We start from the raw sequence: 24472 nt of genomic DNA on the forward strand, positions 1-24472 counted from the left end.
GAGAGTGACACCATGGCTTTGCATCATTTTCACTTAAAAGCCAACTGGCCAGGCGGAAGAAATGAAGTCGGCTACATTGAATCAGAAAAACTGAAAACAAAAATATCGATTCCGAAAGAGATGGATGGCCCGGACGTAGGGACCAATCCAGACGAAATGCTTCTTGGAGCGGCGGCCACCTGTTATATCATCAGCCTCGCAGCTATGGTTGAAAGGGCGGAATTGCCGTTGGAAGAAATGGACATGCAGTCAGAAGGAATGGTGGATGTTACCGATGGCGTCTTCACCTATCAAAAAATCATTCACAAACCGAGAGTAGTCCTACGCGCAGAAGCGGACGAAAAAGATTTATCCAAACTGAACCGGCTCATTGAAAAGGCGGAAAAGAGCTGTATGATCTCAAAAGCCATTCAGGGTAACGTTGAACTTGAAATGGAAGCAGACACAAGCATTGCTGAATGACAAAAAAAGGACGGCCCTCCTAAGGTGGCCGTCCTTTTTTAGTTCACAAATAGGTGGTAAAAAGGTGATGATTATTGGTTCAGCAAATAAACACGTGCTTCAAACGGTTTAAGTGTGAAACTTGTTTCATCCACATGTTTGTCTACAATGAGGTTTGACAGAATTAAATCCTTCGAGTTCAGATCATAAGAGGACTCGAATGCAGCTGTATTTTTCGTCAAGTTTGCCATCACTAAAGCGGTTTTACCATCAAGTGTTCTTGTATAAGCATAAATCTGATTGTCGTCCGGAAGAATTAACTCATACGTCCCATATGTGAACAGATCATGCTGCTTCTTCAACCGAATCATTTCTTTATAATGATTCAGAATCGAATGAGGATCATCCTGCTGATCTGCGACATTGATGGCCTTGTAGTTCGGGTTGATTTTCATCCATGGCGTACCGCTTGTGAATCCGGCGTTTTCTTCGTGGCTCCATTGCATAGGTGTACGGCTGTTATCCCTGGAAGTATTCCAAAGAATCTCCATGATTTTCTCATGGGACATGCCTTGTTCTTTTTTCGTCTTATATAAATTCTTCGCCGCGACATCATCATAATCTTCAATAGAAGGGAAAGCCACATTTGTCATGCCGATTTCCTGTCCCTGATAGATGTATGGAGTTCCCTGCATGAAGAAATACATCGTGGCAATGGATGTTGCACTTTCGCGCCAGTAGACATCGTCGTCGCCCCACGTAGATACAACACGGGCTTTATCGTGGTTTTCTACGAATAGAGCATTCCATCCGTCACCTTCCAAAGCTTTCTGCCAGCGTGTGAGGACTTTTTTCAATCCTGGGATATCCAGTTGCTGCTCTGCATCTTGATCCCAGAGATCCAGGTGCTCAAATTGGAAAATCATGTCCATTTTTCCGTTATCGCCGACCCAGAGGTCCGCCTCATCTGCACTGACACCATTGGCTTCGCCGACGGTCATGACGTCATAATTGCTGTACGTTTCGTCTTTGAATTCTTGTAAAAATTTATGGATGCCTTCCTGATTCATATGCATATCGAAGGAAGAAACGTATTTCTCTTTCTTCGGATTTGGCATATCAGGGAAGTCCGGACGTTTTTTTATGTGACTGATGGCATCAATGCGGAAGCCATCAATCCCTTTTTCCAACCACCAGTTGACCGTATCATATAACGCTTCACGAACTTCAGGGTTTTCCCAGTTCAGATCCGGCTGTTTGGTGGAGAACACGTGCAAATAATATTGCTCTGTTTTTTCATCGTACTGCCAGGCAGAGCCATCAAAGATACTTTCCCAGTTGTTTGGCTCGGCCCCATTTTTCCCGTCCCGCCAAATATACCAGTCACGCTTCGGGTTGGTTTTAGAGCTTCTTGATTCAATGAACCATGGGTGTTCATCACTTGTATGGTTGAGAACTAGGTCAATGATCAGTTTCATGCCACGATTGTGTACCTCTTGAAGCAATCGATCGAAATCTTCCATCGTTCCGAATTCTTCTAAAATGTCCTGGTAATCGGAAATATCATAGCCATTGTCGTCTTTAGGAGACTTGTACATTGGACAGATCCAAATAAAGTCAATGCCCATTTCTTTTAGATAATCAAGTCTGTCGATCATTCCTTGCAAATCCCCGATTCCGTCACCGTTCGAATCTTGAAAACTGCGAGGATAGACTTGATATCCAACCGCTTCCTTCCACCATACACGTTCCATAGTATTCCCCTCATTTCATTACAGTTATAGTTACCTAGTCCAGTTATATGCAACCGATTGCGCATTTTGTGAAAAAATAAAAACCTGATTAAATTCCAAGCTTTTATTAAATAGATGTTTTTATAAATTCTTCTAAGTTCTGTGCAAACGTTTTCCTGATGTAATCTATCTTAGCCGATTTTATCTGGTTTTACAATAGGGGTTGGGGTGAAAAGTGAAAATAGAGGAGTTCATTTGAATTGCACTTCCTAAACAAATCCGATATGATTTATAGTGTAACGAACAACTGAATAACGTAAACCTTCGGGGTCGGGTGAAAATCCCAGCCGGCGGTAATGAGCATGTGCTCCGAGCCCGCGACGGAGAATCAGTGTTAGGCACGGTTCTCCCTGATTTGGTGAAACTCCAAAGCCGACAGTTAAAGTCTGGATGGGAGAAGGTTGTAGAAACGTAAAGGTACAAAAATTAGAGCATTACGTGTACCCTTTTTTAAGTGTATGCGATTTACGTTCAATGACCCTGGGGAAGTCTGTCTTCTTCAGGGTTTTTTTATTTTTTTAGCCATGCATGCTAATTGGAAAAGGTGGTGAAGGTCTTGGATCGGGATGAAAGATACATGAGAATTGCTATAGACATGGCGCGGGAAACGGTAGGCCAAACAAGCCCCAATCCTTCAGTCGCTGCCATTGTCGTTAACCATAATCAGATCGTGGGAGTAGGGGTTCACGTCAAGGCAGGCGAACCTCATGCCGAAGTCCATGCGCTTCGTATGGCAGGGGAGAAGGCGAAAGGGGCAGAGATTTATGTCACGCTCGAACCGTGCAGTCACCATGGGCAGACCCCCCCATGTGCAGAAGCCGTCATTGAAGCTGGCATTCAAAGAGTAGTAATTGCATCCAATGACCCTAACCCTAAAGTGTCGGGCAGAGGAATTCGAATGATGAGAGAACGTGGTCTTGATGTGAGGACAGAGGTGCTGAAGAAAGAAGCAGACGAAATCAACCCTTCCTTTTTTCACTTCATCCAAAAGAAAGAACCGTATGTCCGATTGAAGTCAGCTATGAGCCTGGATGGGAAAATTGCCACTTCTACAGGGGAAAGTCAGTGGATAACGGGTGAAGAAGCGCGCCTGGATGGTCACTATTATAGACATCTTTCCGATGCGATCTTAGTCGGAATCAATACAGTACTGATGGATAACCCTAAGCTGACAACACGAATAGAGGGGGGAGGACGGCACCCGATCAGGGTGGTCCTCGATACACACCTCAGAATACCGCGTTCCTCTCAGTTAATTCAGGATGACTCGGCACCAACATGGATTTTCGCAGGGAATCATGTGAAGAAAGAACATATGGACCGATATGAAAACCATGAGCATGTCACCATCATCCCGCTTCAAGGGGAACAGGTTTCCATAGAAGAAGTTCTCCGATATTTAGGAGAACAAAAAGTCACTTCTTTGCTTGTTGAAGGAGGAGCGACGATTGCCGATGCTTTTGTACGCGCTGGAAAAGTGGATGAAACGATAACGTATATGGCGCCGAAGTTAATCGGAGGAAAAGAAGCTTTGACGCCTGTGGGCGGTAAAGGAATAGAGCAATTAAAGAATGTAAGCTCCTTTGAAATCGTCTCGACTGAAAAAATAGGGGAAGACATTAAAATTGTTTCCGTTAGAAAAGGAGAATCTTAATGTTTACTGGGATTGTAGAAGAAATAGGAACATTAAAGTCTGTGAAAAATAAAACAGAAGCACTCGAAGTGAATATTTCAGCCAAAGAAATAGTAACAGACGTTAAATTAGGAGACAGTATTTCCGTTAATGGCGTGTGTTTGACTGTAACAGACTTTACGGAGCAGACCGTCTCTTTTGACGTTATGCCTGAAACTTACAGAGCTACGAACATTCATGAACTGCAGCAAGGGGATCCGGTTAACTTAGAACGTGCGATGGCTGCAGGCGGGCGTTTCGGCGGGCATTTAGTTTCCGGCCATATTGATGGAACAGGAAAAATTGTTTCAAAAAAGCCTGAATCCAATGCTGTTTATTATGAAATTGAACTATCTGAAGAACTTATCCATTATTTCGTTTATAAAGGATCCATTGCTGTGGACGGCACATCCTTGACGGTGTTTGGTGTCGATGACTCCAGAGTGACGATTTCTCTTATTCCTCATACGATGGAGCACACGGTGCTCGGCGGAAAAGGACCTGGAGACAGTGTTAATATTGAGTGCGACATGATCGGGAAATACGTAGCTCACTTTTTGAGCGGACAAAATAAAGAAGAGCCGAAGGCAAGACTGTCTAAACAGTTTCTTTCTGACAACGGCTTTGCATAAGAGGGTGAAATGATGTTTGATTCAGTTGAAAAAGCGATTGAAGATTTAAAGCAGGGGAAACTTGTCATTGTTTGTGATGACGAAGATCGTGAAAATGAAGGAGATTTAATAGGGATTGCGGAGTATGCTTCTTCTGAAATGATCAATTTCATGATTAAACATGGTCGTGGACTTGTCTGTGCACCAATTACCAATGACCTCGCTCAGGACTTAGAATTAGTACCTATGGTCGATAACAATTCAGACCCCAACCAGACGGCCTTTACTGTAAGTATCGATCATAAAGAAACAACGACGGGAATTTCTGCAGATGAACGCGCTTTGACGATCAAGGAGATGTTGAATCCAGAAACAACGGCAGCGGACTTCCAGAAGCCTGGACATATCTTTCCTTTAATTGCGAAAGAAGGCGGTGTCCTGCGTCGAGCGGGGCATACGGAAGCGTCTGTAGACCTTGCCAAGCTTGCTGGCGCACGTCCGGCCGGGGTCATTTGTGAGATCATTAAAGACGATGGAACTATGGCACGTGTGCCTGACCTTAGAAAAATGGCGGATGAGTTTGATCTTCCAATGATCACGATTGCAGATCTTATCCAATACCGTCATAAAAAAGAGAACCATGTCAAACGCGAAGTGGAAGTGAAAATGCCGACAGAATACGGGGATTTCCGTGCCATCGGTTTTTCCAACGATATTGATTTCAAAGATCACATCGCGCTGGTTAAAGGCGAAATCAATCCGGAAGAGCCAACGCTTGTCCGTGTCCACTCTGAATGTTTGACAGGAGACGTGTTCGGTTCCTACCGCTGTGACTGTGGTCCACAGCTGCACAATGCACTCAGGCAGATCTCAGAAAACGGAAGCGGCGTCCTTTTATATATGAGACAGGAAGGACGCGGTATTGGACTAATGAATAAACTCCAGGCTTATAAACTTCAAGAAGAAGGTTTGGATACGGTAGAAGCGAATGAGAAGCTGGGGTTCGGCCCGGATTTAAGAGATTATGGTGTCGGTGCACAAATTCTCAAAGATCTCGGAATTACAAAGCTTCGACTTCTTACGAACAATCCGAAAAAGATTTCAGGCCTCGGAGGTTTCGGATTGGAAGTTGTGGACCGCGTTCCCATCCAAATGGAATCCAGGGAAGAAAATGAAAGATATCTAAAAACGAAGCAATCGAAAATGGGACACTTATTTCACTATTAGAAGGGATGAAGGAAATATGGTAAAAACGATAGAAGGTAACCTCGTAGGCACAGGATTAAAAGTTGGGATCGTTGTCGGTCGTTTCAACGATTTCATTACAGGAAAGTTATATGAAGGCGCGGTTGATGCGTTCAAGCGGCATGGGGTTGAATTGAATGATGTGGAAGTTGCTTATGTACCAGGCGCTTTCGAAATCCCACTGGTAGCAAGCAAAATGGCGAACTCAGGAAAATACGATGCTGTCGTTACACTTGGAGCGGTGATCCGTGGCTCTACCCCGCACTTCGATTATGTATGTAATGAAGCGGCTAAAGGTGTATCCCAGGCCTCACAGCAAAGTGGCATTCCGGTCATCTTCGGAGTCATCACGACAGATACCATCGAGCAAGCGATCGAGCGCGCGGGTACGAAGGCAGGAAATAAGGGCTGGGAAGCTGCTACTGCAGCTATTGAAATGGCAACCCTGCTCAAAAACTTCGAATAATGATAAGGAGCTGACCAGAGGCAGGTCAGCTCTTTTTTTATTAGTGGACGATGAAAATTCCTTGATTAAAGGAAAAACTAGTATTAAAAACTGTCCACATGTGGATAAGTGGCTTTCCTTAGTTTATATCCACAAGTAAAAAGGAAGGGTAAAGAAGGAAGGAGGGGGAAGGATGACAAGAAGAGCTGTATGGTTTAGACGAGATTTAAGGTTGAACGACCACACCGCTTTAGCCAAAGCGTTAGAACATACAAAAGACGACGATCAAATTGTTCTGTTTTTTCATATCCATCCATCATTAAATGAATCATTTACTCCAAGGCATGATTACTTTTTCCAAACTTTGAAGAATGTCGTAGACAGGGCCGATGAACAAAAGGCTCCGTTTCATTTCATTTACGGGGAAACGGAAAAAGCGTTCCAACACCTCATCAAGGATTTGAATGTGGAGATGGTTTATTTCAATAGGGATGAAGTCGGATTTGGGAGAGAGCGCGATGAGTCAATTACCCAATACTTAAGTGAGAATGATGTGGAAGTCTATGCTTACAATGATCATCATCTTCACGGAGCCGATGAAGTGAAGAAAAACGATGGAGGTTTTTACAAAGTTTTCTCTCCTTATCTTAAAAAGTGGAAGCAGCTTCAGAAGCCTGCCATCCAAAAAGTTGATCTGGATCAGTTATCTTCTTCCGCTCTGGATGAGAGGGAGGCATTTTCTGAAGGCCGGCGTGCATATGATGATTTGATCAAAAAAACAGGGGGCGCGTATGAGGGCGTCGGAGAAGAAGATGCGCTGGAACGACTCGAACATTTTCTGGAGGAGGACATTTACGACTATGATGAGCGGCGGGACTTTCCTGCTCTCGATGGGACGAGTCTAATGTCTCGTTTTCTTCGTACCGGGGCGATATCCATCAGGACCATCTACCATAAAATCGAAGAGGATGTAGATTTCAGAAAAAACACATCCGGGGTCGATACGTACATTTCCGAGCTTGCCTGGCGGGATTTTTATAACATGATCTACCATTCCTATCCTGATGCTAATTCTAAAGAAATGGTGGAAAAATACAGAGGGATACCGTGGAATAATGATGATGAACTGCTTGAAAAATGGAAAGAAGGTCAGACAGGATTTCCGCTTATTGATGCAGCGATGCGTCAATTGAATGAAATAGGCTGGATGCATAACCGTTTGCGTATGGCTGTCGCTTCATTTTTGACGAAAGACCTTCTCATGGATTGGCGTGAAGGGGAGCGATACTTTTCTGAGCGTCTGGTCGATTATGATCCTGCTTCGAATATAGGGGGATGGCAATGGGCTGCCTCTACAGGCACAGATCCTGTACCGTACTTTCGTGTCTTCAATCCCACACGGCAATCCGAGCGATTCGATCCTCATGGCCGCTTCATAAAAGAGTGGCTGCCTGAACTTGAAAACGTGAAAAAGAAACAGATCCATCAACCATCTAAAATGACAAAAGAAGAGCAGAAGGAAGCGGGATGTATCATTGGGGAAGACTATCCAGCACCGATCGTCGACCATAAAACGATGAGAGAACGAGCGATAGAAATGTTCAAAGATAAAACATAAAGGCGTTCGTTCTAGGAAACAAGGCAGGGATATGAAATAATAGACAGAGAATGAAGAAGTTGGAGGGTTAGATATTGAGTAATCATCAGAAACAATTAGAAAAGTATGCAGATCTTGCTTTGAAAAAAGGTGTGAACCTACAAAGAGGACAAGGATTGATCATCAATGCTCCAATCGAAGCTGCTGAGCTCGTCCGTACGATTTCAGCGAAAGCTTATGGCAGGGGCGCGAAGAATGTTCACTTGGAATGGAATGATGAAGTTCTCAGTTACATGAAGATGAAGAATGCCCCGATGGATGTGCTCGAGAATTTCCCTAAATGGAAAGCGGAAGGCTTGGAAGAGATGGTTAAGGACGGATATGCGCTTTTATCCATTTACGGACCTAATCCTGATTTATTCAAGGGCATCGATTCGGAAAGGATCGCCAAGGCGAATAAAGCAAGCGGCGAAGCTCTCACCAAATATAGAGACTATATAATGAATGATAAAACCACATGGTCGATTATTGCCTATCCTCAGGAAGCCTGGGCTCAAAAGGTATTCCCGGACGATTCCCCTGAGAAAGCACAGGACAAGTTGTGGGAACAAATTTTCCAAATTACACGAATCGATCAGGAAGATCCGATTCAAGCATGGGAAGAGCATAACGAAAAGCTTCGTCAGGCTCGTGAGTATTTGAATCAAAAGCAATACAAAAAGCTTCACTACAAGGGACCTGGCACTGAGTTGTCCATCGAGCTCGTCCAGAACCACATTTGGCATGGCGGTTCAACGACTTCAGAGAAAGGGACGGAATTCAACCCGAACATTCCTACAGAAGAAGTGTTCACTATGCCTCACAAAACAGGGGTGCAAGGCAAAGTCACAAGTACGAAACCTCTCAATTATGGAGGGAATCTGATTGAAAACTTTACGCTGACGTTCGAGAATGGAAAAGTTGTCGACTATAAAGCGGAATCTGGAGAAGAAACATTAAAACATCTGCTTGAGAGTGATGATGGAGCCAAACGTCTTGGCGAGGTTGCTCTTGTTCCGAACGAATCTCCAATTTCTAAGTCAGGTCACATTTTCTACAACACGCTTTATGATGAAAATGCTTCCTGTCATCTGGCTTTAGGAAAAGCTTACCCGACCAATATCCGCGGAGGGTCATCTTTCAATAAAGAACAAATGGATTCGCATGGGGTGAATGATAGTTTGATTCATGAAGATTTCATGATGGGTTCTGACGATTTGGACATTGACGGTGAAACCAAAGAAGGTGAATTTGAAGCGATTTTCCGTAAAGGTTCATGGGCCATCGATTTCGAATGATTCCAGTGAGGCATCCGTAGAGGGTGTCTCTTTTTTAGACGTAACAATTCATAACAGAAGATAACAATTGGTTTACATATGGTTTAAAAATGAATAAAAGTGCCTTAAAAAGCACAGGAATGTGGTAAACAAGAGGTAGAGGATTAATCGATAATGAAGGGTGAGACAACATGAAACGTGATGCCTTTTTTGATAACGCCAAACTCGTTCTAATTTTTCTCGTCGTCTTTGGTCATATCATTCAGCCGTTTACAGACGGATCAAGGCCGATGTACACATTATATACATGGATTTATACGTTCCACATGCCTGCATTCATTTTTCTTGCCGGGTTCTTTGCCAAAGGATCAGGGGAAAAAGACTACATCTTACAATTAGCTAAAAAATTGATCTTGCCTTATCTCATTTTCCAACTTGTGTACACAGGATACTATTTCTTCATTGGAAAAGGAGCGACCTTAAGTGGGATCTTCTATCCTCACTGGTCTCTATGGTTCCTGTTCAGTTTGTTCTGCTGGCACATCCTGCTTTATTGGTTCAAAAAGATTCCTCCATTTCTTGGAGTGGCCATTGCTGTGCAAATCGGGGTGCTTGTTGGGTACTTCAGTGACATCGGGCATCATTTCAGCTTGTCCCGGACGTTCGTTTTCTTCCCTTTCTTCCTTGTAGGGTATTGGATGACGAAAGAACATGTCCACAAATGGAGAACTCGCCGGGTAAAAGAAGTAAGCCTAGTCGTGATGGGCGTTGTTGCCTCCGTCATCGCATTATTTCCGGAATTCAGCTCAGGCTGGCTGCTCGGCTCTAAATCGTATGAAGTGCTGGGAAGCCCCGAAATGGGTGGCTTATTCCGCTTAGGTGTCTATGTGCTTGCTGCTGTCATGACTATCAGTGTCTTTGCGTGGGTCCCAAATACGCAGTACCGTCTGACTTACCTCGGTGGAAGGACGTTATACGTTTACCTGCTGCATGGATTCTTCATTCAATTTTTCCGTCAGGCCGATTGGTTCAAAGTTGACCACGTGTTTGACGTCTTAGGTCTTGCGATCGTAGCTGCTGCCATTGTGTACGTGTTATCAAGTGGAATTATCCGCACGCTGACACAGCCATTTATAGAAGGCCGCATACAGCTCTTGAAAAAATGGTGGCACAGGGTCAATCATAAAGATTCTTCCTTCCAGTCCTAAGAAGGGATTTCCCCCTTTGTAGAGAATGTTATGAAAGATAAGGGAGGGAATGGTAATGAAAATTGTGCCCATGAAGGACTGTTCGTTCAAGGATGCCTTAACATCTTTAAACGAAGGTTTTCAAGATTATCAAGTCCAGATGCAGTTTGATTTGGATGGTTTGATTCAGATGATGAGTTCAAAACGGTTATCTCCTGCTTTTTCATTTCTCGCTTATGATGGGGAGAAACCTGTAGGGATCGTTTTAAATGGTATTCAAGAAATAGACGGAATAAAAACAGCCTATAACGGAGGGACGGCTGTACACCCTTCGTATCGAAAAAGAGGAGTGGGACGCTTGCTGGTCCACTCCTCTTTATCTATGTATGAAAAAGAAAAGGCCTCTGTAGCTACATTGGAAGCGATCTCCACAAACCAGGCCGCGATTGCCTTATATGAAGCCTATGGATATCAAATCGTTGATCGATTACATATTATGAAATCTACAAAAAAGGAAAAGACAGAAAAAGTCCAAGGGCGTTTAGAATTCGTAGATGAGGTTACTTGGACAGAACAGTCCTTCAGAGAGGAATATCCATGGCAGAACCAGTCCTTTTCAAATGACAAAGCGGAGCGGTTTAAAGTCATGGACGACGAAGTGATCGGTTGGCTAATGTTCAACCGGAATCAAAAAGGGGGCTTGACGATTTTCCAGATACAATCGGAAAACCGATGGCGAGAAACGGTGGCCACCCTCCTTACAAACTACCCGGATACCCTCATCACCGCTTTTAATATACCTGAGAAACATCGTGTCTACCAAACATTAAAGCAAGAAGAATTCGAAACCCAATTGCAGCAGGTTTGGATGAAAAAAGTATTGTGATTGAAATGATTTCATTTGTAAATAATAGGAGGGATATGGACAAGGAGGTTGCTGATCATGGATCAAAAGATATTAATGATTGTGACGAATGCGGACCAATTGGACGGTAAACATGAAACAGGATTGTGGCTTCAGGAATTTGTCGAGCCTGCAACGGAATTTCAGGAAGCGGGGTATGAAGTCGTAGCAGCCAGCCCCAAGGGAGGGCGTCCTCCCATCGATCCGAACAGCTACAGCAATAGACTGCCTAAGGTTTGGGATGGCGTCATGGAACCGATCAATAAAACAGTTCCACTAGCAGAAGTAGACCCAACAGAATTTGCAGGAATTTTTCTTTGCGGAGGACACGGGACGATGATCGACTTCCCGGAAAATGATGAGCTTGAAGAATTGCTCCGGCACTTTTTAACGGAAGATAAAGTCATTGGTGCTGTATGTCACGGACCTGCCGGCTTTGTAGGTGTTGAAGACCATAATGGCCAGCCGCTCGTTGAAGGGAAAAAGATCACCGGATTTACGAATGAGGAAGAAAAAGATACCGGTCTCGATTCTGTTGTCCCCTTTATGCTGGAAGATCGTTTGAAGGAAGCTGGGGCAGAGTTTGATCCTGGTGAAGCCTACTCTGATCATGTCGTCAGTGACGATCCCTTCGTCACTGGACAAAACCCACAGTCCAGTCTCTCAACCGCACAAAAAATGCTCGAACTCCTAAAAAACCGCTAAGCCCCCAAAAGCTTAGCGGTTTTTTCCATATAAGCTACCGTTTGTTGAAGACTCAGTTTCGAGACGTTTCCGTGGTTCGTTGCCATAATGAGCGTAAGGGGTGGTTGGGAAGCCGCTCGCTTTCCTGCGGGGATGACGGCAAGCCTCCTCGAGCTCCGCTCTGTGGGGTCTCGCCAGCCAATCCATTCCCGCGGGAGTCTCCCAGCTTCCCAACCACCCCATTCGATGAATGTGAGAAACGAACCCCTTTACCAATTTGAATTGTCTTCCACTATACTACTGTTATAAGCATAAAGTGCCCTGTATCAAGCTCCCAGGTTTCAAATATCTGGGCGTGGGATTTTTATCCTTATACTCCCATCAAGCTGAATAACTGCATATTCTAGAAGTGGTTTCGAGATACTCATATGGCCAAGGGGCGGAGGGAAACGGTGAGACTCCTGTGGGAAGTGCGTGGTAGATGAGACCCCGCAGAGCGTTAGCTCGAGGAGGCTCATCACTCGCCCACGGAAAGCGAACCTTTTCCCGGAGCCCCTAAATCCACACAAACATCTCGAAATCGAGTCTTCCACAATCCTGCCATTTACTTAAGTAAGGAATGGGTTTTATGGAGTAGGATATAAAAAAAGCACTTCCTCGTTGGAGGAAGTGCTTTTGCTTTAGAACAATAGATGTGCGATTAGAGTGATGATCGGCAGTGTAATGATTGTTCTTAGAAGGAAGATGATGAATAGGTCCTTAATATTAACCGGAACTTTAGAGCCCAGCAATAGCCCGCCAACTTCAGACATATAAATCAACTGCGTGACAGATAGTGATGCAATGATGAAACGGGTCATTTCACTTTCGATGGAAGAACCGATGATCGCAGGAAGGAACATGTCGGCGAAACCAACAAGGATGGTTTCAGATGCTTCCTGTGCATAAGGAACCTGCATCAGTTCAAGAAGTGGAATGAACGGCATTCCGATCCATGTGAAAAATGGAGTGAATTCAGCAATTACGAGCGCGATGGTACCCAGCGCCATTACAATCGGTGCTACACCCATCCACATATCCAGGATATTCTGGGTCCCTTGTTTCAGGAAGTTCCCGATTCCACTTGCCTTGCTGCCTCGTTCTACAGCTTTAGTATAGCCATAGGTGATCAAGTTGTGGTGTTCTGGAACTTCTTCTTTTTGATCGCTTGGTTCTTCGGTTACATACGTATCTGCTTTTCTAGAAAGAGGTGGAATTCTCGGCATGATCAAAGCGGCGATGAAGCCTGCGATCGCTACAGTTAAGTAAAACTGACCGAACATATCGCCAAGACCGACCTCTTGAATGACTACAAGGCTGAAGGTGATGGATACGACGGAGAAGGTTGTCCCGATGACAGCCGCTTCCCGCTTCGTATAATAACCTTCTTCGTATTGTTTACTTGTAAGAAGGACACCGATCGTTCCATCTCCTAACCAGGAGGCTAAGGAATCGATGGAAGAACGTCCAGGTAATCGGAAAAGGGGACGCATGATTTTTGTTAAGACGACCCCGAACAGTTCAAGCAGTCCGTAGTTCAGAAGCAGCGGTAAAAACAGTCCTGCAAATAGAAAAACGGCAAAGAGAACGTGTAGTAGGGAGTCAAGAAGCAAGCCACCTGTGTTTGGACTTGTGATGGCTTCAGGTCCGATTTGGAAGTAAACCATGATGGCAAAAATCATACCTAAAAGGCGAGTAATCATCCATACCCGTGGCACATTAAATAAAGACTGGAAAAATGGTGATCCATTGAGGGCTTCTTTGCCTGCTGCCTTAGCTATAACCGTCCCTATAGCTGTAATGGTGATAATGATCGTCATGATCAAGGATAAATAGTCGGCAAGCCACGTTTCCACCCAACCAGCAAGAATAGCTATTGGAATGGTGACGGCCCCGTCATCTCCAAAGATCGGAAACATGAATAGGAAAATTCCGATCAAGGATGGAATTATGAACTTTAAGTGTGATGATGCATTGAAGTCTTTCGCTCTCATCCAAAATCTCTCCTGACGTTGTCTGATTTTTTTATTTATAAATGCTTGAGAATAATTATGCAACACTATTTATTCTATTACGTTTTTCGTCAAAAACCAATAGGAAATTTGTAGATGATATGCGGTTTGTGTTTATAGAAGTAGAAATTGAGGAACGTTTGCTAGTACTTGTATTTGTCAGAAAGGGGAGAAGGAAATGCGGCATTTCCCTACACCAAAAGTCGTGGTCAGCCGTTGTTTGGAATTTGCAGAAGTCCGCTTTAATGGAGCTAAGATTCCAGATAAGGCTGTTCAGCGTATGCAGAATCATGTGGAGTTCATACCCGTATGTCCAGAGGTTGAAATCGGACTTGGTGTACCACGTGAAGTCATTCGTATTGTGGATGGTGAAGAAGAACAACTCGTGCAGCCTAAAACAGGGGAGAACCTTACGGATACAATGAGAGAGTTCTCTCAAGGGTTCCTTGATCATTTGGAAGATGTGGATGGTTTTTTATTGAAAAACCGCTCACCTACGTGCGGGATGCATGATGTGAAAGTTTATCATAGTGAAGGGAACTCTCAAGTGGTAGGGAAGACATCGGGATTTTTTGCTAAAGAAATCCTTCATCGCCATGGAGGGCTTGCCATCGAAGAAGAAGGAAGACTGAAGAACTTTACATTGAGACACCACTTTTTAACGAAGCTGTTTACTTTAGCTGACTTCCGCGAGGTAAAGAAGGAACAGGGAATGAAGGGATTGCAGCAATTTCATGCCCGCAACAAATATCTATTCATGGCTTATCATCCTGGTACGCTCAAGAAAATGGGGCAGACAGTCGCAAATCATAATCATCTTGATTTCCAACAAGTCATAGAAAGCTATGAACCCTTGCTTCATGAACTTATGGAAAGACCAGCAAAACCGAGTGCCCATGTGAATGTATGTCAGCATATTGCAGGATACTTCAAAAAGGATTTGTCTAAAGAGGAGAAGGAAAGCTTCCAAACCCTCATGGAACAATACAAAGAGGAGAAAGTTCCTTTGAGTGCTGTGCTGAGTGTGTTGAATTGCTGGATCGCCCGTTTTCAAAGTGATTACCTCAAGCAGCAGAACTATTTTGAACCCTATCCGTTGGAGCTTATAGAAATATCGGATTCAGGAAAGGGGAGGGCCTATTCCTGAATCATCCGACATATTTCTTCAAAATACGGTCCACCTGTGAACCATACATTTCACCAAAGATATTAAGGTGCACGAGCAAATAGAAAAGCTGATAGATGGGTTTGGTATCCTGATAGTCATCGGGAAGCTCGAAATATGTGTTGTATTGATTGATGAAGTTTGGTGGGAAACCTCCAAACAGTTCGGTGAAGGCAAGTTCAAACGCATGGTCTCCGTAAAGGATGGAAGGATCGATTAAAACAGGTTCACCGTCATGGGTGCTCATCCAATTTCCACCCCATAAATCACCGTGCAGAAGAGAGGCTTTTGGTTTTCGTGGAATAAATTCTTCGACCCGGTCCATCAGTCTTTTCAACCGTTCCTCCCGGAGACCTGAAATCGTACCTTCTGCCATCCCAATTTCCAACTGTCCTCCTAAACGGTAACGACGGTAATACTCTGTCCAAGCTGTGCACCACTCATTTATTTGATCCAGCTCACCCACAAAGGTCGGCTTTCCATAACCGTACTTTTCCGATGTGTGATGATGCATGTGAGCTAAACTCTTTCCGAGAGATTGGGAGGCATCTAATGAACCTTTTTCAATCCATTCCATGACAAGCGAGGCTTTTTCATTTCCATCAGGGCAGTCGTAATGATAGACGTCAGGCACTCGTATAGCTCCCGTTTCCCTGATTAGGCGTAAGCCCTCTGCTTCTGCCTGGAAAAAGTGGCTCGCAACATTTTCGTTGATTTTTATGAAATAAGGACGTTGGCCAGTTTCTACATAAAACGATTGATTGATGTCCCCTCCGCTTACGGGGGTGATGGAGCGTACAGTCGAGGTGTCATTGATTTTTTCTAATGCCTCCCGTATGAAAAGTTCCATGGAATCCCTCCTTTTAATGGATGGTTGTGGAAAGCGGCGGTTCTGGTTTCATTTCTTTTTGATACGCATAGATGGTATGGATTTCTTTAAACCCGAATTGTTTGTATAGGGATTCAGCCTGCTGGTTTTCTGTTCTGACCGAGATCGTGACAACATCCAATTCAAGGGCAAAGAAAGCGTACTGTAACGCATGATGGATGAGCTCTGAACCGATGCCGCTACTTCGATAATCAGCGTCTACATTCACAAAGCAAATTTCCCCTTCATGCCCGGGAATGATGGTTTCGAAGTAAATGTATCCGATAAGCTCTCCGTTTTGCTGGCAGCCCCACAGGTAATTGCCCTCATCCCCGGATAGATGCAGCATTTCCTTTGTCGTGTAGTAAGCGGCTGAAGGGTGGATGTTATCTAAAGCCTCAAAGTCTTCCTGGCTAAGCCCGACGATTGATGTATTCTTGGTTTCATTGGCTTCGTATGACGATTTATGGACAGCTAACGTCCGTTCTACATTGTACATTTGAAACTGGTGTCTCTCTGTAAAGGAAACGAGTGCTTGATTTGCAGAAAAACAGGCAACCTTCACAACATCAAAGTGCAGCTGTGCCGTTAAAGAAGCTTTGTCCCATAAACGCTCGATGACCCCTTCTTTGTCCTTGGTAGCGAACGGCCCTAACAGGCGGCATAGTTTCTGCTCAAAGAAAGGCAGAATCCCAAGGAATCCGACGATCTTTTCTCCTTCCCAGGCCACATAGGCAAGAGGTTCTTTGAACTGGGTCAACGTCCAGATCTGTTCAAATATTTCATTTTGTTCTGAAGCCATCCAGGCCACGTAATGGTGATCTTGTTCGTTCACTTTGAACAACCATTCGGCAACGGTATGTAACTCTTTTACTTCCAATTCACGAATATGCATCAGCAACACTCCTTTGTAATAAATTTTCACACAGTTGGTATAGAAGGCGCAACTGTTAGGGGGAGAGGACTTACTTATTATTTTCTGGACCTTTTTCTTTGTAATCCAAGTTCTTTTGTATTGAATTTCGCAGCCTGAAACAAATCTGATGAGAATAAAGTTTTTATGTTTATATACCCCTTAAGGTGTGAGAATTTTCATGATTGATGAGAATAAGAGAAGGGAAGAATGAAGTACAGAAGTACAGAGGGGGAGGAAAATGGGAAAACGTTTGAAATACATATCCATATACAGAATTACCATCATCGTCTGGATGGCGTTGAAATTTCTTATACAAATCTTCTGGTTTGAAAAAAGACACCGGATCTGGGACCAGGATACAAAACGGAAATGGGAGGAAATGCTGGCAAAGCAAGCAGAAGAATACCGGCGCAAGGCTGTGTTGTTAGGTGGTCTGCTCATTAAATTCGGCCAGTTCTTAAGCTCCAGGGGAGATTTATTACCCCAGTCATTCATTAAAGAATTAGAGGGGCTCGTCGACAGAGTCGAACCGGTTCCATTTAAGTATTCGAAACAGACCATTGAAGAAGATTGGAATGCGCCTCTGGATGAATACCTTTCAAACATCAAGGAAGATCCCATTGCATCAGCTTCAATCGGTGAGGTTTACAAAGCTCATTTGAAAGACGGTACACCTGTTGCGGTTAAGGTCCAACGATACCGGGTCAGGGACACGTTCAGGATGGACTTTAAAGCATTGAAAATCGTTTTCTGGATGCTCAATAAATTTACCGTTTACGGGAAGAAAGCGGATCTGCCGGCTTTGTATCGAGAAGTCGTCCGGGTGATCAGCAACGAATTGGATTTCACCATGGAACTTCAGAACGGTAATCATTTCAAAAAGAGATTTGCAGATTTTGAAGATGTCTATATCCCTGATTATTATTCAGATCTATCGACGAAGCGTGTACTTGTCATGGAATGGATTGAAGGAACAAAAATTACGGACTTATCTTATATTAAGAAAAATAATATCGACAGGGAAAAAATTGCCCGTACGCTGTTCGACTTATGTGTGGAACAATTTCTGTATGCGGGGATGTTCCACTCCGACCCTCACCCCGGCAACTTGATGTTAAGAGAAGATGGTACAGTGGTGGTCATCGACTTCGGAATGGTCGGGGAGATCAGAAATGAAGATGCCAATTCGATCCGTAAAATGATTCAAGGTTTCATATTAGACGACTACGACAGAGTCATTGAATCACTGCAGGAAATGGATTTTCTATTGCCCGATGCGGATACAGAAAAAGTAAAGAAACTCTTGAAGCAGACGACAGACATGTACTTGGATGGGAACTTTGACAAGTTGGATGCGCATATGATGAATGATATGCTGGGCGATTTACAAGAGTTTGTGAAAGAGCAGCCGATTCAGCTTCCCGCCGATTATGCCTTTTTGGGCCGTGCGACTTCCATTATCGTAGGGGTTCTCACAAGCGTTTACCCTCAAATTGATTTAATCAAGTGGGGCAGACCGGTAATTAAGGAATGGATGTCAGGAGAAGCTTCAAGTTTTTCTCTCTACAAAGAAATCGCGAAAGAGACAGCCAGACCGCTTCTTTCCTTGCCGCGGGCTCTGGTGGAGTATCTCGAAGACGGGGATAAAGAAAGAGAATGGAAAAGTTATCATCAAAAAAATCATTTATTCCATCAATACTATTTATTCTATACATTCTTTTCGCTCGTCATCGCAGGAATCGGTGCTGCCGCTTTATATTACACATTCATTGTTCCTGTGCTCCCGACTGTTTGGATCGGGGGAATCCTATCAGGAGTAGGTGTACTCGGGTTTCTCGTAAGTTCGTTCAATCATTTGAGGATGTTAAAACGCATCCATCACAATAGGAGGAATGAAGGATGAGTGATTTATTGAAGAAAGGATTCCATCTTGGTTTAGGCGCTGCCATCAGTGGCAAGGAACGCTTTGAAAAAATGGTCAATGAAATGGTGAAGCGTGGAGAAATCAGCCCATCACAAGCAAAGACAATGGTCAATAATTGGATGAACCAATGGATTTCAAAGGGGCAAAGCAAAGATAAAGAATGGAATGAACAAGCGAAAGCCAGATTCCAGGATCAAATGAAGGAACTGGGCTTCGTTTCAAAAGAGGAGTACGAAAAATTAGAAGCCCGCATCGAAAGGCTTGAAAATCTACATGGAAGATAACGAATAAGCTCCCGTATCTGTCTCTCATCAGAAACGGGGGCTTTTTTCTATTCTATATAAAGAAAAAGTGTACAGACAGGGTTGCTGAAGGACTGTTGTGAGATGTTTGCGCTGTTCCAGGGTTCTGGAAAAAGCATCGGTTTGCTTATGCCACTCGTGTCTACCAGGACGATTCCGCATTTGAACACGGGCGGTGAGCCTCCTCAGGCTACGCCTCCCGGGACCTCACCTACCCCACACGTCCCATGGGAGTCTCACCGTTTCCCTCTGCCTCTTTACCATGGACGATTCTCGAAACCACTTTTGGAAAAAGAAGCTTTCAAGCTTAATGGAAGTGTAGGCGTTAAACATTTAACCTATGTGTAATTGGATTCTGAAAGATTGTTAAAGAAGGCTTTATGCTCATAAAAGCGGGAAAGTGGAAGGCGGTCCCTTTGAGAGACGGGGGTCGTTTCTCCGTTATATCAAATGGGGTGGTTGGGAAGCTGCGAGACTCCCGCGGGAATGGATGGGCTGGCGAGACCCCACAGTGCGTAGCACGAGGAGGCTTGCCGTCATCCCCGCAGGAAAGCGAGTAGCTTCCCGACCACCCCTAACGCCCAACAAGGCAACGAACCCCGGGAAGTCTCGAAGTCAAGTCTTCCACAATCCTGCCATTATATTGAATAGTGGGGGGCTATCTGGTTTTTTTGATGAGCTTGTAAAGAAAGTACATAAGGGAAAAAACAAAGAATGCTGTTAAAACTAGACTGATATAATACATGACCCCTTCTCCCATCCAATCAAGAGGAGTTCCGGCAATGGGAGGACCATTCAAATATAAATAATTGGTCTGAAAGAATACGTTGAATATGTAGATAAACACACTGTAAATAATTAAATAGAAGAAGGTTTCCAACATGTCTTTTCCCCTAATCAATACTTTTGTCGATACAACCAAAAAAAGACTGGTCCAGGAGATGGCCATGTGATGCACAAAAAACTTCCAAAAGCGGAAGTGCTCATATCCATGTGGGATGTCAGGAGTGATCAAGGCAATGGCAGCTGGCATAATACCTATGAAAAAAGTGATCTTAATCAGCTTCGGATTGTAGGTAAGGAGTGCAACGACACCTAATAAGGAAGCAACTCCGCATAAGTGGAGGGGAAGATGGCTCCCTTCCATCCAGAGACCGTGCATGATTGTCCAGGTTTGATAGCTGATTTCAGATAGAATTAACAAAAATAATAGAATAAAACGCACCATGTTATGTAATACGCTCGAATTTCTTAAAGTCCGATGCATCCCAAGGATTCCTAAAGAGACAACCAAGTAAATGAAGAGCATCCAAGTATGGCTGCTACCGAATGTTGTAAAGGTTTGGTCAATTTGTTCACTGAACCATGCTTCCATAATAGCCTCCTAGAGAATGGGCTTTAGCTGTGCTATGATTCTACCATATCATTTGGCTGAAGAGAGGGTCGATATGAAAAAGATCAACTGCTTTCGTTGCAGACATTTTCGTACCACATGGAACCCGGCTTTTCCGAGAGCGTGCGAGGCCTATGGGTTTAAAACGAAAGAAATGCCTTCCTCATACGTTTTGAAATCGACAGGCACAGAATGCTTGCAATTTGCTGAAAAGAATCAAAAAAAGAAGAATGAGCAAGGTGGAAACCCTTCCATGATCGATTACCGACTGTAAATTAAATGAAATTTCAGAATATGTATGTACACTCGCTCATTCTATGGTATGCTGATGAATATTTCACTTAGCCGAAAAATAGAGAGCGGCTGAAAAAGGTGAATGAGTGAGAGGAGTGTAGTGAGTATGGCGAGAGAACAGTGGGGGACGAAGCTGGGCTTTATGCTTGCCGCAATGGGTTCAGCTGTCGGACTAGGAAATATATGGAGATTCTCCTTCGTAGCCGGTAATAACGGTGGAGGCGCCTTTTTGATCTTGTATTTATTATTCGTACTTTTAATCGGTGTGCCCCTATTATTGACTGAAGTAAGTATTGGGAGAAAAGCGGAAAGCGACGTTGTCGGGTCATTCCAGAAGCTTGCTCCTAAGACCCCTTGGTATTTGACAGGTTTCTTTGGTATTGCCAGTGCTTTCTTGATTTTAGGGTTTTATGCAGTAGTAGCCGGATGGGCGATCTTTTATTTCTGGAATTATATCAATGGATCATTCTTTACTTCCCCTGAAGTCGGCTATGATGGTGCATTTGGACAATTTATCAGCCACTCCTGGCATCCGATTGCCTGGACGGCATTATTCATGATCCTTACTATTGTCATTGTATTGAGCGGAGTTAAGAAAGGGATCGAAGCGGCAAACAAAATTTTCATGCCATTGCTGGCCATCATTTTAATTGGTCTTGCGTTCTTTAGCCTTTCATTAGATGGTGCTTCAGAAGGTTTGAAATTCTTGTTCCAGCCAGACTGGACGGCGTTTAGCAATCCTTCCATATATATAGCAGCTTTGGGACAAGCCTTTTTCTCCTTGAGCCTTGGAATGGGTGCCATGCTGACGTACGGCAGTTACTTGAAAAAAGAAAACAAGTTACCGAGTGCAACACTTGGTATCGGGATCATGGATACATTTTTCGCCGTCATCTCAGGTGTTGTCATCTTCCCAGCTGTGTTTGCATTTGGCATTGATCCAAGTTCAGGCCCGCCTCTTGTATTTATTACACTTCCAAGTATTTTTGAGCAGATGCCATTTGGCGGAATTATTGGATTGGTGTTCTTCTTCGCCTTAATTCTGGCATCCTTATCATCATCTGTATCTATACTGGAAGTACCGACCGCTTACTTCATGAGAGCTTTCGGTTGGACCCGTTTTGCTACGAGTGTATTGGTAGGCTCCATTATGTTTGTACTTGGAATTGGCGTTTCCCTTGGCTTTGGCTTGTGGTCCGGTATCACCCCGATCGGAGACTTGAATATCCTTGATTCAATGGACTATATAGCCTCCAATATCTTGCTTCCTCTTGGAGGTCTATCCATGGCGCTTCTTGTAGGCTGGTACTTCAAGAAGTCCGAAGCATTGGAAGCTACCGATATGAAAAATGGGATCCTTGGCAACATATGGTTTACGATCGTCAAGTTCATTGCGCCAGTCATGATCATTGTAATCTTCTTAAACCAAATCGGAGTCATCTCCCTATAAAACCAAAACCCAAGAACCTCGACTATTCCGTCGAGGTTCTTTTTATATGTTGGAAACTTGGGAGTTATTTATTAACAATAGGGCAGGATTGTGTAAGACTCAGTTTCGAGACTTTCCAGGGTTCGTTACTTGGATTGTGCGCCAGGGGTGGCTGGGAAGCTACTCGCTTTCCTGTGGGGGAGTGGCGAGCTTCCTCGGACTTCGTCCTGCGGGATCTCGCCTATCTCCTTTCTCCCACGGGAGTCTCGCAGCTTCCCAACCACCCCATTTGATGAAGGGGATAACGAACCCCTATACCAAGTTGCAAGGTCTCCCGCTATCCCGATTGTTGTAGGCATAAAACGCTCTGTATCAAGCTTTCAGGGTTCAAGTACCTCGGCTTGGGAGTATCCTTATACTCCCATTACACTGAATAGCTGATTATTCGGGTAGTGGTTTCGAGACCCATATATAGCAAAGGGGCGGAGGGGAATGGCGAGACTCCTAACTTAAGTGTGCAGGCGTCTCGATCAGCGGCGTATGGACTGGACTGAGCTGGCGGAGATAAAGGAAACACGAAGAACGGAGTGATTCGATGTTGACTTATCGTACAGAAGCGAGGGAAGTCTCACTAGCCGCTAGGCGCCGGAACCGGATATCGTAGAGGAAAAAAGTGCAGGGTGAGACCCCACAGGACGCAGTCCGAGTTATCATGAACGAAACTAGCCCCTTACTCGTAAAATCGTAGGTTGAGTTGGGTAGACTGTTTACTGTTAAAAACACTACCTAAATCAGAGCTACATTACGGAAGGAGCTAGTTACTATGAAGGATACCATTAAATACGTAGGTTTAGACGTATCAAAAGAAAAAATTGCTGTTGCTATTGCGGAGGAAGGTAGAGAGAATCCGAGGTATTTTGGAGTTATTCCTCACACCCCAGTAGGAATAAGAAACTTAGTGAAAAAACTCGGAGATCCCTCCACCTTGCGTTTCTGCTATGAGGCTGGACCTACTGGATACCCATTGTACAGGCAGTTTCTTGCCTTAGGACTTCATTGTGAGGTTATTGCTCCGTCTCTAATACCCCAAAGGCCAGGGGAACGTATTAAAACCGATCGACGAGATTCCATCCGCCTCGCTCAATTATACCGAGCTGGTGAGTTAACTTCGATTTATGTTCCTACCCACGAAGACGAAGCTCTTCGTGATCTTGTGAGAGCTCGCGAAGATGCGAAAGAAGACGAGTTAAGGGCTAAACACCGTTTGACCAAGTTCTTACTTCGCCATTCCATTCAACCACCTAGCGGAGTAAACGCATGGACAAAGAAATATCGGGAATGGCTAAATGCGCTTAAGCTTGAAAATTCTTTATTACGTTGCGTCTTTCAAGAATATTACCACCATCTTCAAGAAATTGAACAGCGTATTAAACGCTTTGAAGAAGAAATTCATATCCAAGCGGCGGAAGGCATTCATGCACCTACGATTCAAGCTCTCCAATCCTTAAGGGGAATAGCTCAGATTACGGCTGTAAGTCTTGTCGCTGAGATTGGTTCCTTTAAACGCTTTTCAACCGCTAAACATTTCATGGGGTATGTAGGGTTGATTCCGAGCGAATCGTCGAGTGGGGAAAGTCGTAAACAAGGAAGTATCACGAAAACAGGAAATCGTCATGTGAGGCGTTTATTGATTGAGTCTTCTTGGAGTTATCGACACCAACCGGCTGTAAAAGGAGATTTGAAAAAACGACAAAAAGGACAGCCGGCCAATATTCTGTCGATCTCTTGGAAAGCCCAACACAGACTTCACAATAAATACTTTCGTTTATTATCTAGAGGAAAAGAACAGGGGAAAACAATCACCGCCGTAGCCAGAGAATTGGCAGGATTTATTTGGGCTGTGACTCAAGAATTAGATGAAGAAATCTGCCATTAAGCACTGAGATATAAAAAGATGAAACGTAAGTCTCTTACCCATAGATTTATGAGATTAGGGCTCGAAGGCAAAGAAGAACACCGGAAAGGAAAACCCACGTGCCTCCTTTGTGCTATATCTACTCAGATTAACGCACGTTCCGAGTTAGTGGAAACGTCCTTTATACGGAAAGATAAAATGTGAAAACCCACGAATATCAGAATGCTAACCGCAGCTGAGTTTTTGCCTTCGTGCCGTGCCCTCATCGTCTAACGAAAAGGAGGAAAGTATCTTCTTAAGCTTGAAAATAGAGTCTCATC

21 protein-coding genes and 1 riboswitch are annotated in these 24472 nt (G+C 44.0%); of the genes, 16 read left to right on the forward strand and 5 right to left on the reverse strand.

Features of this window, described 5'->3' with window-relative positions:
* The first annotated feature begins 12 nt into the window (after positions 1 to 12).
* Entirely contained in the window at positions 13 to 462 is a 450-nt protein-coding gene (locus tag ACQ4XT_RS07325; RefSeq protein ID WP_446853110.1) for an OsmC family protein, read from the forward strand.
* A 71-nt stretch (positions 463 to 533) separates the two neighbouring features.
* Here ACQ4XT_RS07325 and ACQ4XT_RS07330 read toward each other — a convergent pair whose 3' ends face one another.
* Positions 534 to 2195, reverse strand: coding sequence for a glycoside hydrolase family 13 protein (locus ACQ4XT_RS07330; RefSeq protein ID WP_446853111.1), 1662 nt, complete (start codon positions 2193 to 2195; stop codon positions 534 to 536).
* Between the two features lie 295 nt (positions 2196 to 2490).
* Positions 2491 to 2640, forward strand: a riboswitch (FMN riboswitch).
* 171 nt (positions 2641 to 2811) lie between these two features.
* Here ACQ4XT_RS07330 and ribD point away from each other — a divergent pair.
* From ribD to ACQ4XT_RS07375, 9 genes are all read left to right on the forward strand, one after another.
* The gene (gene ribD, locus ACQ4XT_RS07335; RefSeq protein WP_446853112.1) at positions 2812 to 3888 is read left to right on the forward strand and encodes a bifunctional diaminohydroxyphosphoribosylaminopyrimidine deaminase/5-amino-6-(5-phosphoribosylamino)uracil reductase RibD; all 1077 of its coding nucleotides are present in this window, start codon (positions 2812 to 2814) and stop codon (positions 3886 to 3888) included.
* Positions 3888 to 4538, forward strand: a complete 651-nt coding sequence (ribE, locus tag ACQ4XT_RS07340; protein WP_446853113.1) for a riboflavin synthase — start codon at positions 3888 to 3890, stop codon at positions 4536 to 4538. The genes ribD and ribE overlap by 1 nt, the downstream gene beginning before the upstream one ends.
* A 12-nt stretch (positions 4539 to 4550) precedes the next feature.
* Positions 4551 to 5744 (forward strand): bifunctional 3,4-dihydroxy-2-butanone-4-phosphate synthase/GTP cyclohydrolase II, encoded by a 1194-nt coding sequence (locus ACQ4XT_RS07345; protein ID WP_446853114.1) that lies wholly within the window; start codon positions 4551 to 4553, stop codon positions 5742 to 5744.
* A 16-nt stretch (positions 5745 to 5760) separates the two neighbouring features.
* A complete protein-coding gene (gene ribH / locus ACQ4XT_RS07350) occupies positions 5761 to 6228 on the forward strand; it encodes a 6,7-dimethyl-8-ribityllumazine synthase (RefSeq protein WP_146815208.1) in 468 nt (155 codons plus the stop codon).
* A gap of 172 nt (positions 6229 to 6400) precedes the next feature.
* A complete protein-coding gene (locus ACQ4XT_RS07355) occupies positions 6401 to 7825 on the forward strand; it encodes a cryptochrome/photolyase family protein (protein WP_446853115.1) in 1425 nt (474 codons plus the stop codon).
* Positions 7826 to 7899: 74 nt separating this feature from the next.
* Positions 7900 to 9141, forward strand: a complete 1242-nt coding sequence (locus ACQ4XT_RS07360; RefSeq protein ID WP_446853116.1) for an aminopeptidase — start codon at positions 7900 to 7902, stop codon at positions 9139 to 9141.
* A 170-nt stretch (positions 9142 to 9311) separates the two neighbouring features.
* Positions 9312 to 10328, forward strand: coding sequence for an acyltransferase family protein (locus ACQ4XT_RS07365; protein WP_446853117.1), 1017 nt, complete (start codon positions 9312 to 9314; stop codon positions 10326 to 10328).
* Between the two features lie 55 nt (positions 10329 to 10383).
* Positions 10384 to 11193, forward strand: coding sequence for a GNAT family N-acetyltransferase (locus ACQ4XT_RS07370; protein WP_446853118.1), 810 nt, complete (start codon positions 10384 to 10386; stop codon positions 11191 to 11193).
* A gap of 57 nt (positions 11194 to 11250) precedes the next feature.
* Positions 11251 to 11916 carry a type 1 glutamine amidotransferase domain-containing protein gene (locus ACQ4XT_RS07375; RefSeq protein ID WP_446853119.1) on the forward strand — a complete coding sequence of 222 codons (666 nt, stop codon included), beginning with the start codon at positions 11251 to 11253 and terminating at the stop codon, positions 11914 to 11916.
* A 659-nt stretch (positions 11917 to 12575) separates the two neighbouring features.
* Here the strand turns inward: ACQ4XT_RS07375 and ACQ4XT_RS07380 are convergent.
* Complete coding sequence (locus tag ACQ4XT_RS07380; RefSeq protein WP_446853120.1) at positions 12576 to 13928, reverse strand: YjiH family protein; 1353 nt, start codon at positions 13926 to 13928, stop codon at positions 12576 to 12578.
* 196 nt (positions 13929 to 14124) lie between these two features.
* On the opposite strand from ACQ4XT_RS07380, the gene ACQ4XT_RS07385 reads away from it, so the two are divergent.
* Positions 14125 to 15093 (forward strand): YbgA family protein, encoded by a 969-nt coding sequence (locus ACQ4XT_RS07385; protein ID WP_446853121.1) that lies wholly within the window; start codon positions 14125 to 14127, stop codon positions 15091 to 15093.
* 1 nt (position 15094) lies between these two features.
* Here ACQ4XT_RS07385 and ACQ4XT_RS07390 read toward each other — a convergent pair whose 3' ends face one another.
* Entirely contained in the window at positions 15095 to 15961 is an 867-nt protein-coding gene (locus tag ACQ4XT_RS07390) for a fructosamine kinase family protein (RefSeq protein WP_446853122.1), read from the reverse strand.
* A 13-nt stretch (positions 15962 to 15974) separates the two neighbouring features.
* Positions 15975 to 16874 carry a GNAT family N-acetyltransferase gene (locus ACQ4XT_RS07395; protein ID WP_446853123.1) on the reverse strand — a complete coding sequence of 300 codons (900 nt, stop codon included), beginning with the start codon at positions 16872 to 16874 and terminating at the stop codon, positions 15975 to 15977.
* 259 nt (positions 16875 to 17133) lie between these two features.
* On the opposite strand from ACQ4XT_RS07395, the gene ACQ4XT_RS07400 reads away from it, so the two are divergent.
* Positions 17134 to 18798 carry an ABC1 kinase family protein gene (locus tag ACQ4XT_RS07400; protein ID WP_446853124.1) on the forward strand — a complete coding sequence of 555 codons (1665 nt, stop codon included), beginning with the start codon at positions 17134 to 17136 and terminating at the stop codon, positions 18796 to 18798.
* Positions 18795 to 19103, forward strand: a complete 309-nt coding sequence (locus ACQ4XT_RS07405; RefSeq protein ID WP_089653560.1) for a phasin family protein — start codon at positions 18795 to 18797, stop codon at positions 19101 to 19103. The genes ACQ4XT_RS07400 and ACQ4XT_RS07405 overlap by 4 nt, the downstream gene beginning before the upstream one ends.
* A gap of 676 nt (positions 19104 to 19779) precedes the next feature.
* Here the strand turns inward: ACQ4XT_RS07405 and ACQ4XT_RS07410 are convergent.
* Positions 19780 to 20496, reverse strand: coding sequence for a YwaF family protein (locus tag ACQ4XT_RS07410; RefSeq protein WP_446853125.1), 717 nt, complete (start codon positions 20494 to 20496; stop codon positions 19780 to 19782).
* 34 nt (positions 20497 to 20530) lie between these two features.
* Here ACQ4XT_RS07410 and ACQ4XT_RS07415 point away from each other — a divergent pair, with 34 nt between their 5' ends.
* The 3 genes from ACQ4XT_RS07415 to ACQ4XT_RS07425 all read left to right on the forward strand — a co-directional run bounded on the left by ACQ4XT_RS07415 (position 20531) and on the right by ACQ4XT_RS07425 (position 24173).
* A complete protein-coding gene (locus ACQ4XT_RS07415) occupies positions 20531 to 20788 on the forward strand; it encodes a hypothetical protein (protein WP_446853126.1) in 258 nt (85 codons plus the stop codon).
* A 126-nt stretch (positions 20789 to 20914) separates the two neighbouring features.
* The gene (locus ACQ4XT_RS07420; protein ID WP_446853127.1) at positions 20915 to 22258 is read left to right on the forward strand and encodes a sodium-dependent transporter; all 1344 of its coding nucleotides are present in this window, start codon (positions 20915 to 20917) and stop codon (positions 22256 to 22258) included.
* 802 nt (positions 22259 to 23060) lie between these two features.
* A complete protein-coding gene (locus ACQ4XT_RS07425) occupies positions 23061 to 24173 on the forward strand; it encodes an IS110 family RNA-guided transposase (RefSeq protein ID WP_446852965.1) in 1113 nt (370 codons plus the stop codon).
* Positions 24174 to 24472: the final 299 nt, after the last annotated feature.

This window comes from Halobacillus sp. 12SKB (assembly GCF_052941655.1).

What these genes read in the sequence shown, in the direction of transcription:
- ACQ4XT_RS07345 (WP_446853114.1), top strand. Translation starts at nt 4,551, where the DNA reads ATGTTTGATTCAGTTGAAAAAGCGATTGAAGATTTAAAGCAGGGGAAA.
- ACQ4XT_RS07405 (WP_089653560.1), top strand. Translation starts at nt 18,795, where the DNA reads ATGAGTGATTTATTGAAGAAAGGATTCCATCTTGGTTTAGGCGCTGCC.
- ACQ4XT_RS07330 (WP_446853111.1), bottom strand. Translation starts at nt 2,195, where the DNA reads ATGGAACGTGTATGGTGGAAGGAAGCGGTTGGATATCAAGTCTATCCT.
- ACQ4XT_RS07395 (WP_446853123.1), bottom strand. Translation starts at nt 16,874, where the DNA reads ATGCATATTCGTGAATTGGAAGTAAAAGAGTTACATACCGTTGCCGAA.
- ACQ4XT_RS07375 (WP_446853119.1), top strand. Translation starts at nt 11,251, where the DNA reads ATGGATCAAAAGATATTAATGATTGTGACGAATGCGGACCAATTGGAC.
- ACQ4XT_RS07400 (WP_446853124.1), top strand. Translation starts at nt 17,134, where the DNA reads ATGGGAAAACGTTTGAAATACATATCCATATACAGAATTACCATCATC.
- ACQ4XT_RS07390 (WP_446853122.1), bottom strand. Translation starts at nt 15,961, where the DNA reads ATGGAACTTTTCATACGGGAGGCATTAGAAAAAATCAATGACACCTCG.
- ribD (WP_446853112.1), top strand. Translation starts at nt 2,812, where the DNA reads ATGAGAATTGCTATAGACATGGCGCGGGAAACGGTAGGCCAAACAAGC.
- ribH (WP_146815208.1), top strand. Translation starts at nt 5,761, where the DNA reads ATGGTAAAAACGATAGAAGGTAACCTCGTAGGCACAGGATTAAAAGTT.
- ACQ4XT_RS07420 (WP_446853127.1), top strand. Translation starts at nt 20,915, where the DNA reads ATGGCGAGAGAACAGTGGGGGACGAAGCTGGGCTTTATGCTTGCCGCA.
- ACQ4XT_RS07365 (WP_446853117.1), top strand. Translation starts at nt 9,312, where the DNA reads ATGAAACGTGATGCCTTTTTTGATAACGCCAAACTCGTTCTAATTTTT.
- ACQ4XT_RS07410 (WP_446853125.1), bottom strand. Translation starts at nt 20,496, where the DNA reads ATGGAAGCATGGTTCAGTGAACAAATTGACCAAACCTTTACAACATTC.
- ACQ4XT_RS07380 (WP_446853120.1), bottom strand. Translation starts at nt 13,928, where the DNA reads ATGAGAGCGAAAGACTTCAATGCATCATCACACTTAAAGTTCATAATT.
- ribE (WP_446853113.1), top strand. Translation starts at nt 3,888, where the DNA reads ATGTTTACTGGGATTGTAGAAGAAATAGGAACATTAAAGTCTGTGAAA.
- ACQ4XT_RS07415 (WP_446853126.1), top strand. Translation starts at nt 20,531, where the DNA reads ATGATTCTACCATATCATTTGGCTGAAGAGAGGGTCGATATGAAAAAG.
- ACQ4XT_RS07355 (WP_446853115.1), top strand. Translation starts at nt 6,401, where the DNA reads ATGACAAGAAGAGCTGTATGGTTTAGACGAGATTTAAGGTTGAACGAC.
- ACQ4XT_RS07385 (WP_446853121.1), top strand. Translation starts at nt 14,125, where the DNA reads ATGCGGCATTTCCCTACACCAAAAGTCGTGGTCAGCCGTTGTTTGGAA.
- ACQ4XT_RS07425 (WP_446852965.1), top strand. Translation starts at nt 23,061, where the DNA reads ATGAAGGATACCATTAAATACGTAGGTTTAGACGTATCAAAAGAAAAA.
- ACQ4XT_RS07325 (WP_446853110.1), top strand. Translation starts at nt 13, where the DNA reads ATGGCTTTGCATCATTTTCACTTAAAAGCCAACTGGCCAGGCGGAAGA.
- ACQ4XT_RS07370 (WP_446853118.1), top strand. Translation starts at nt 10,384, where the DNA reads ATGAAAATTGTGCCCATGAAGGACTGTTCGTTCAAGGATGCCTTAACA.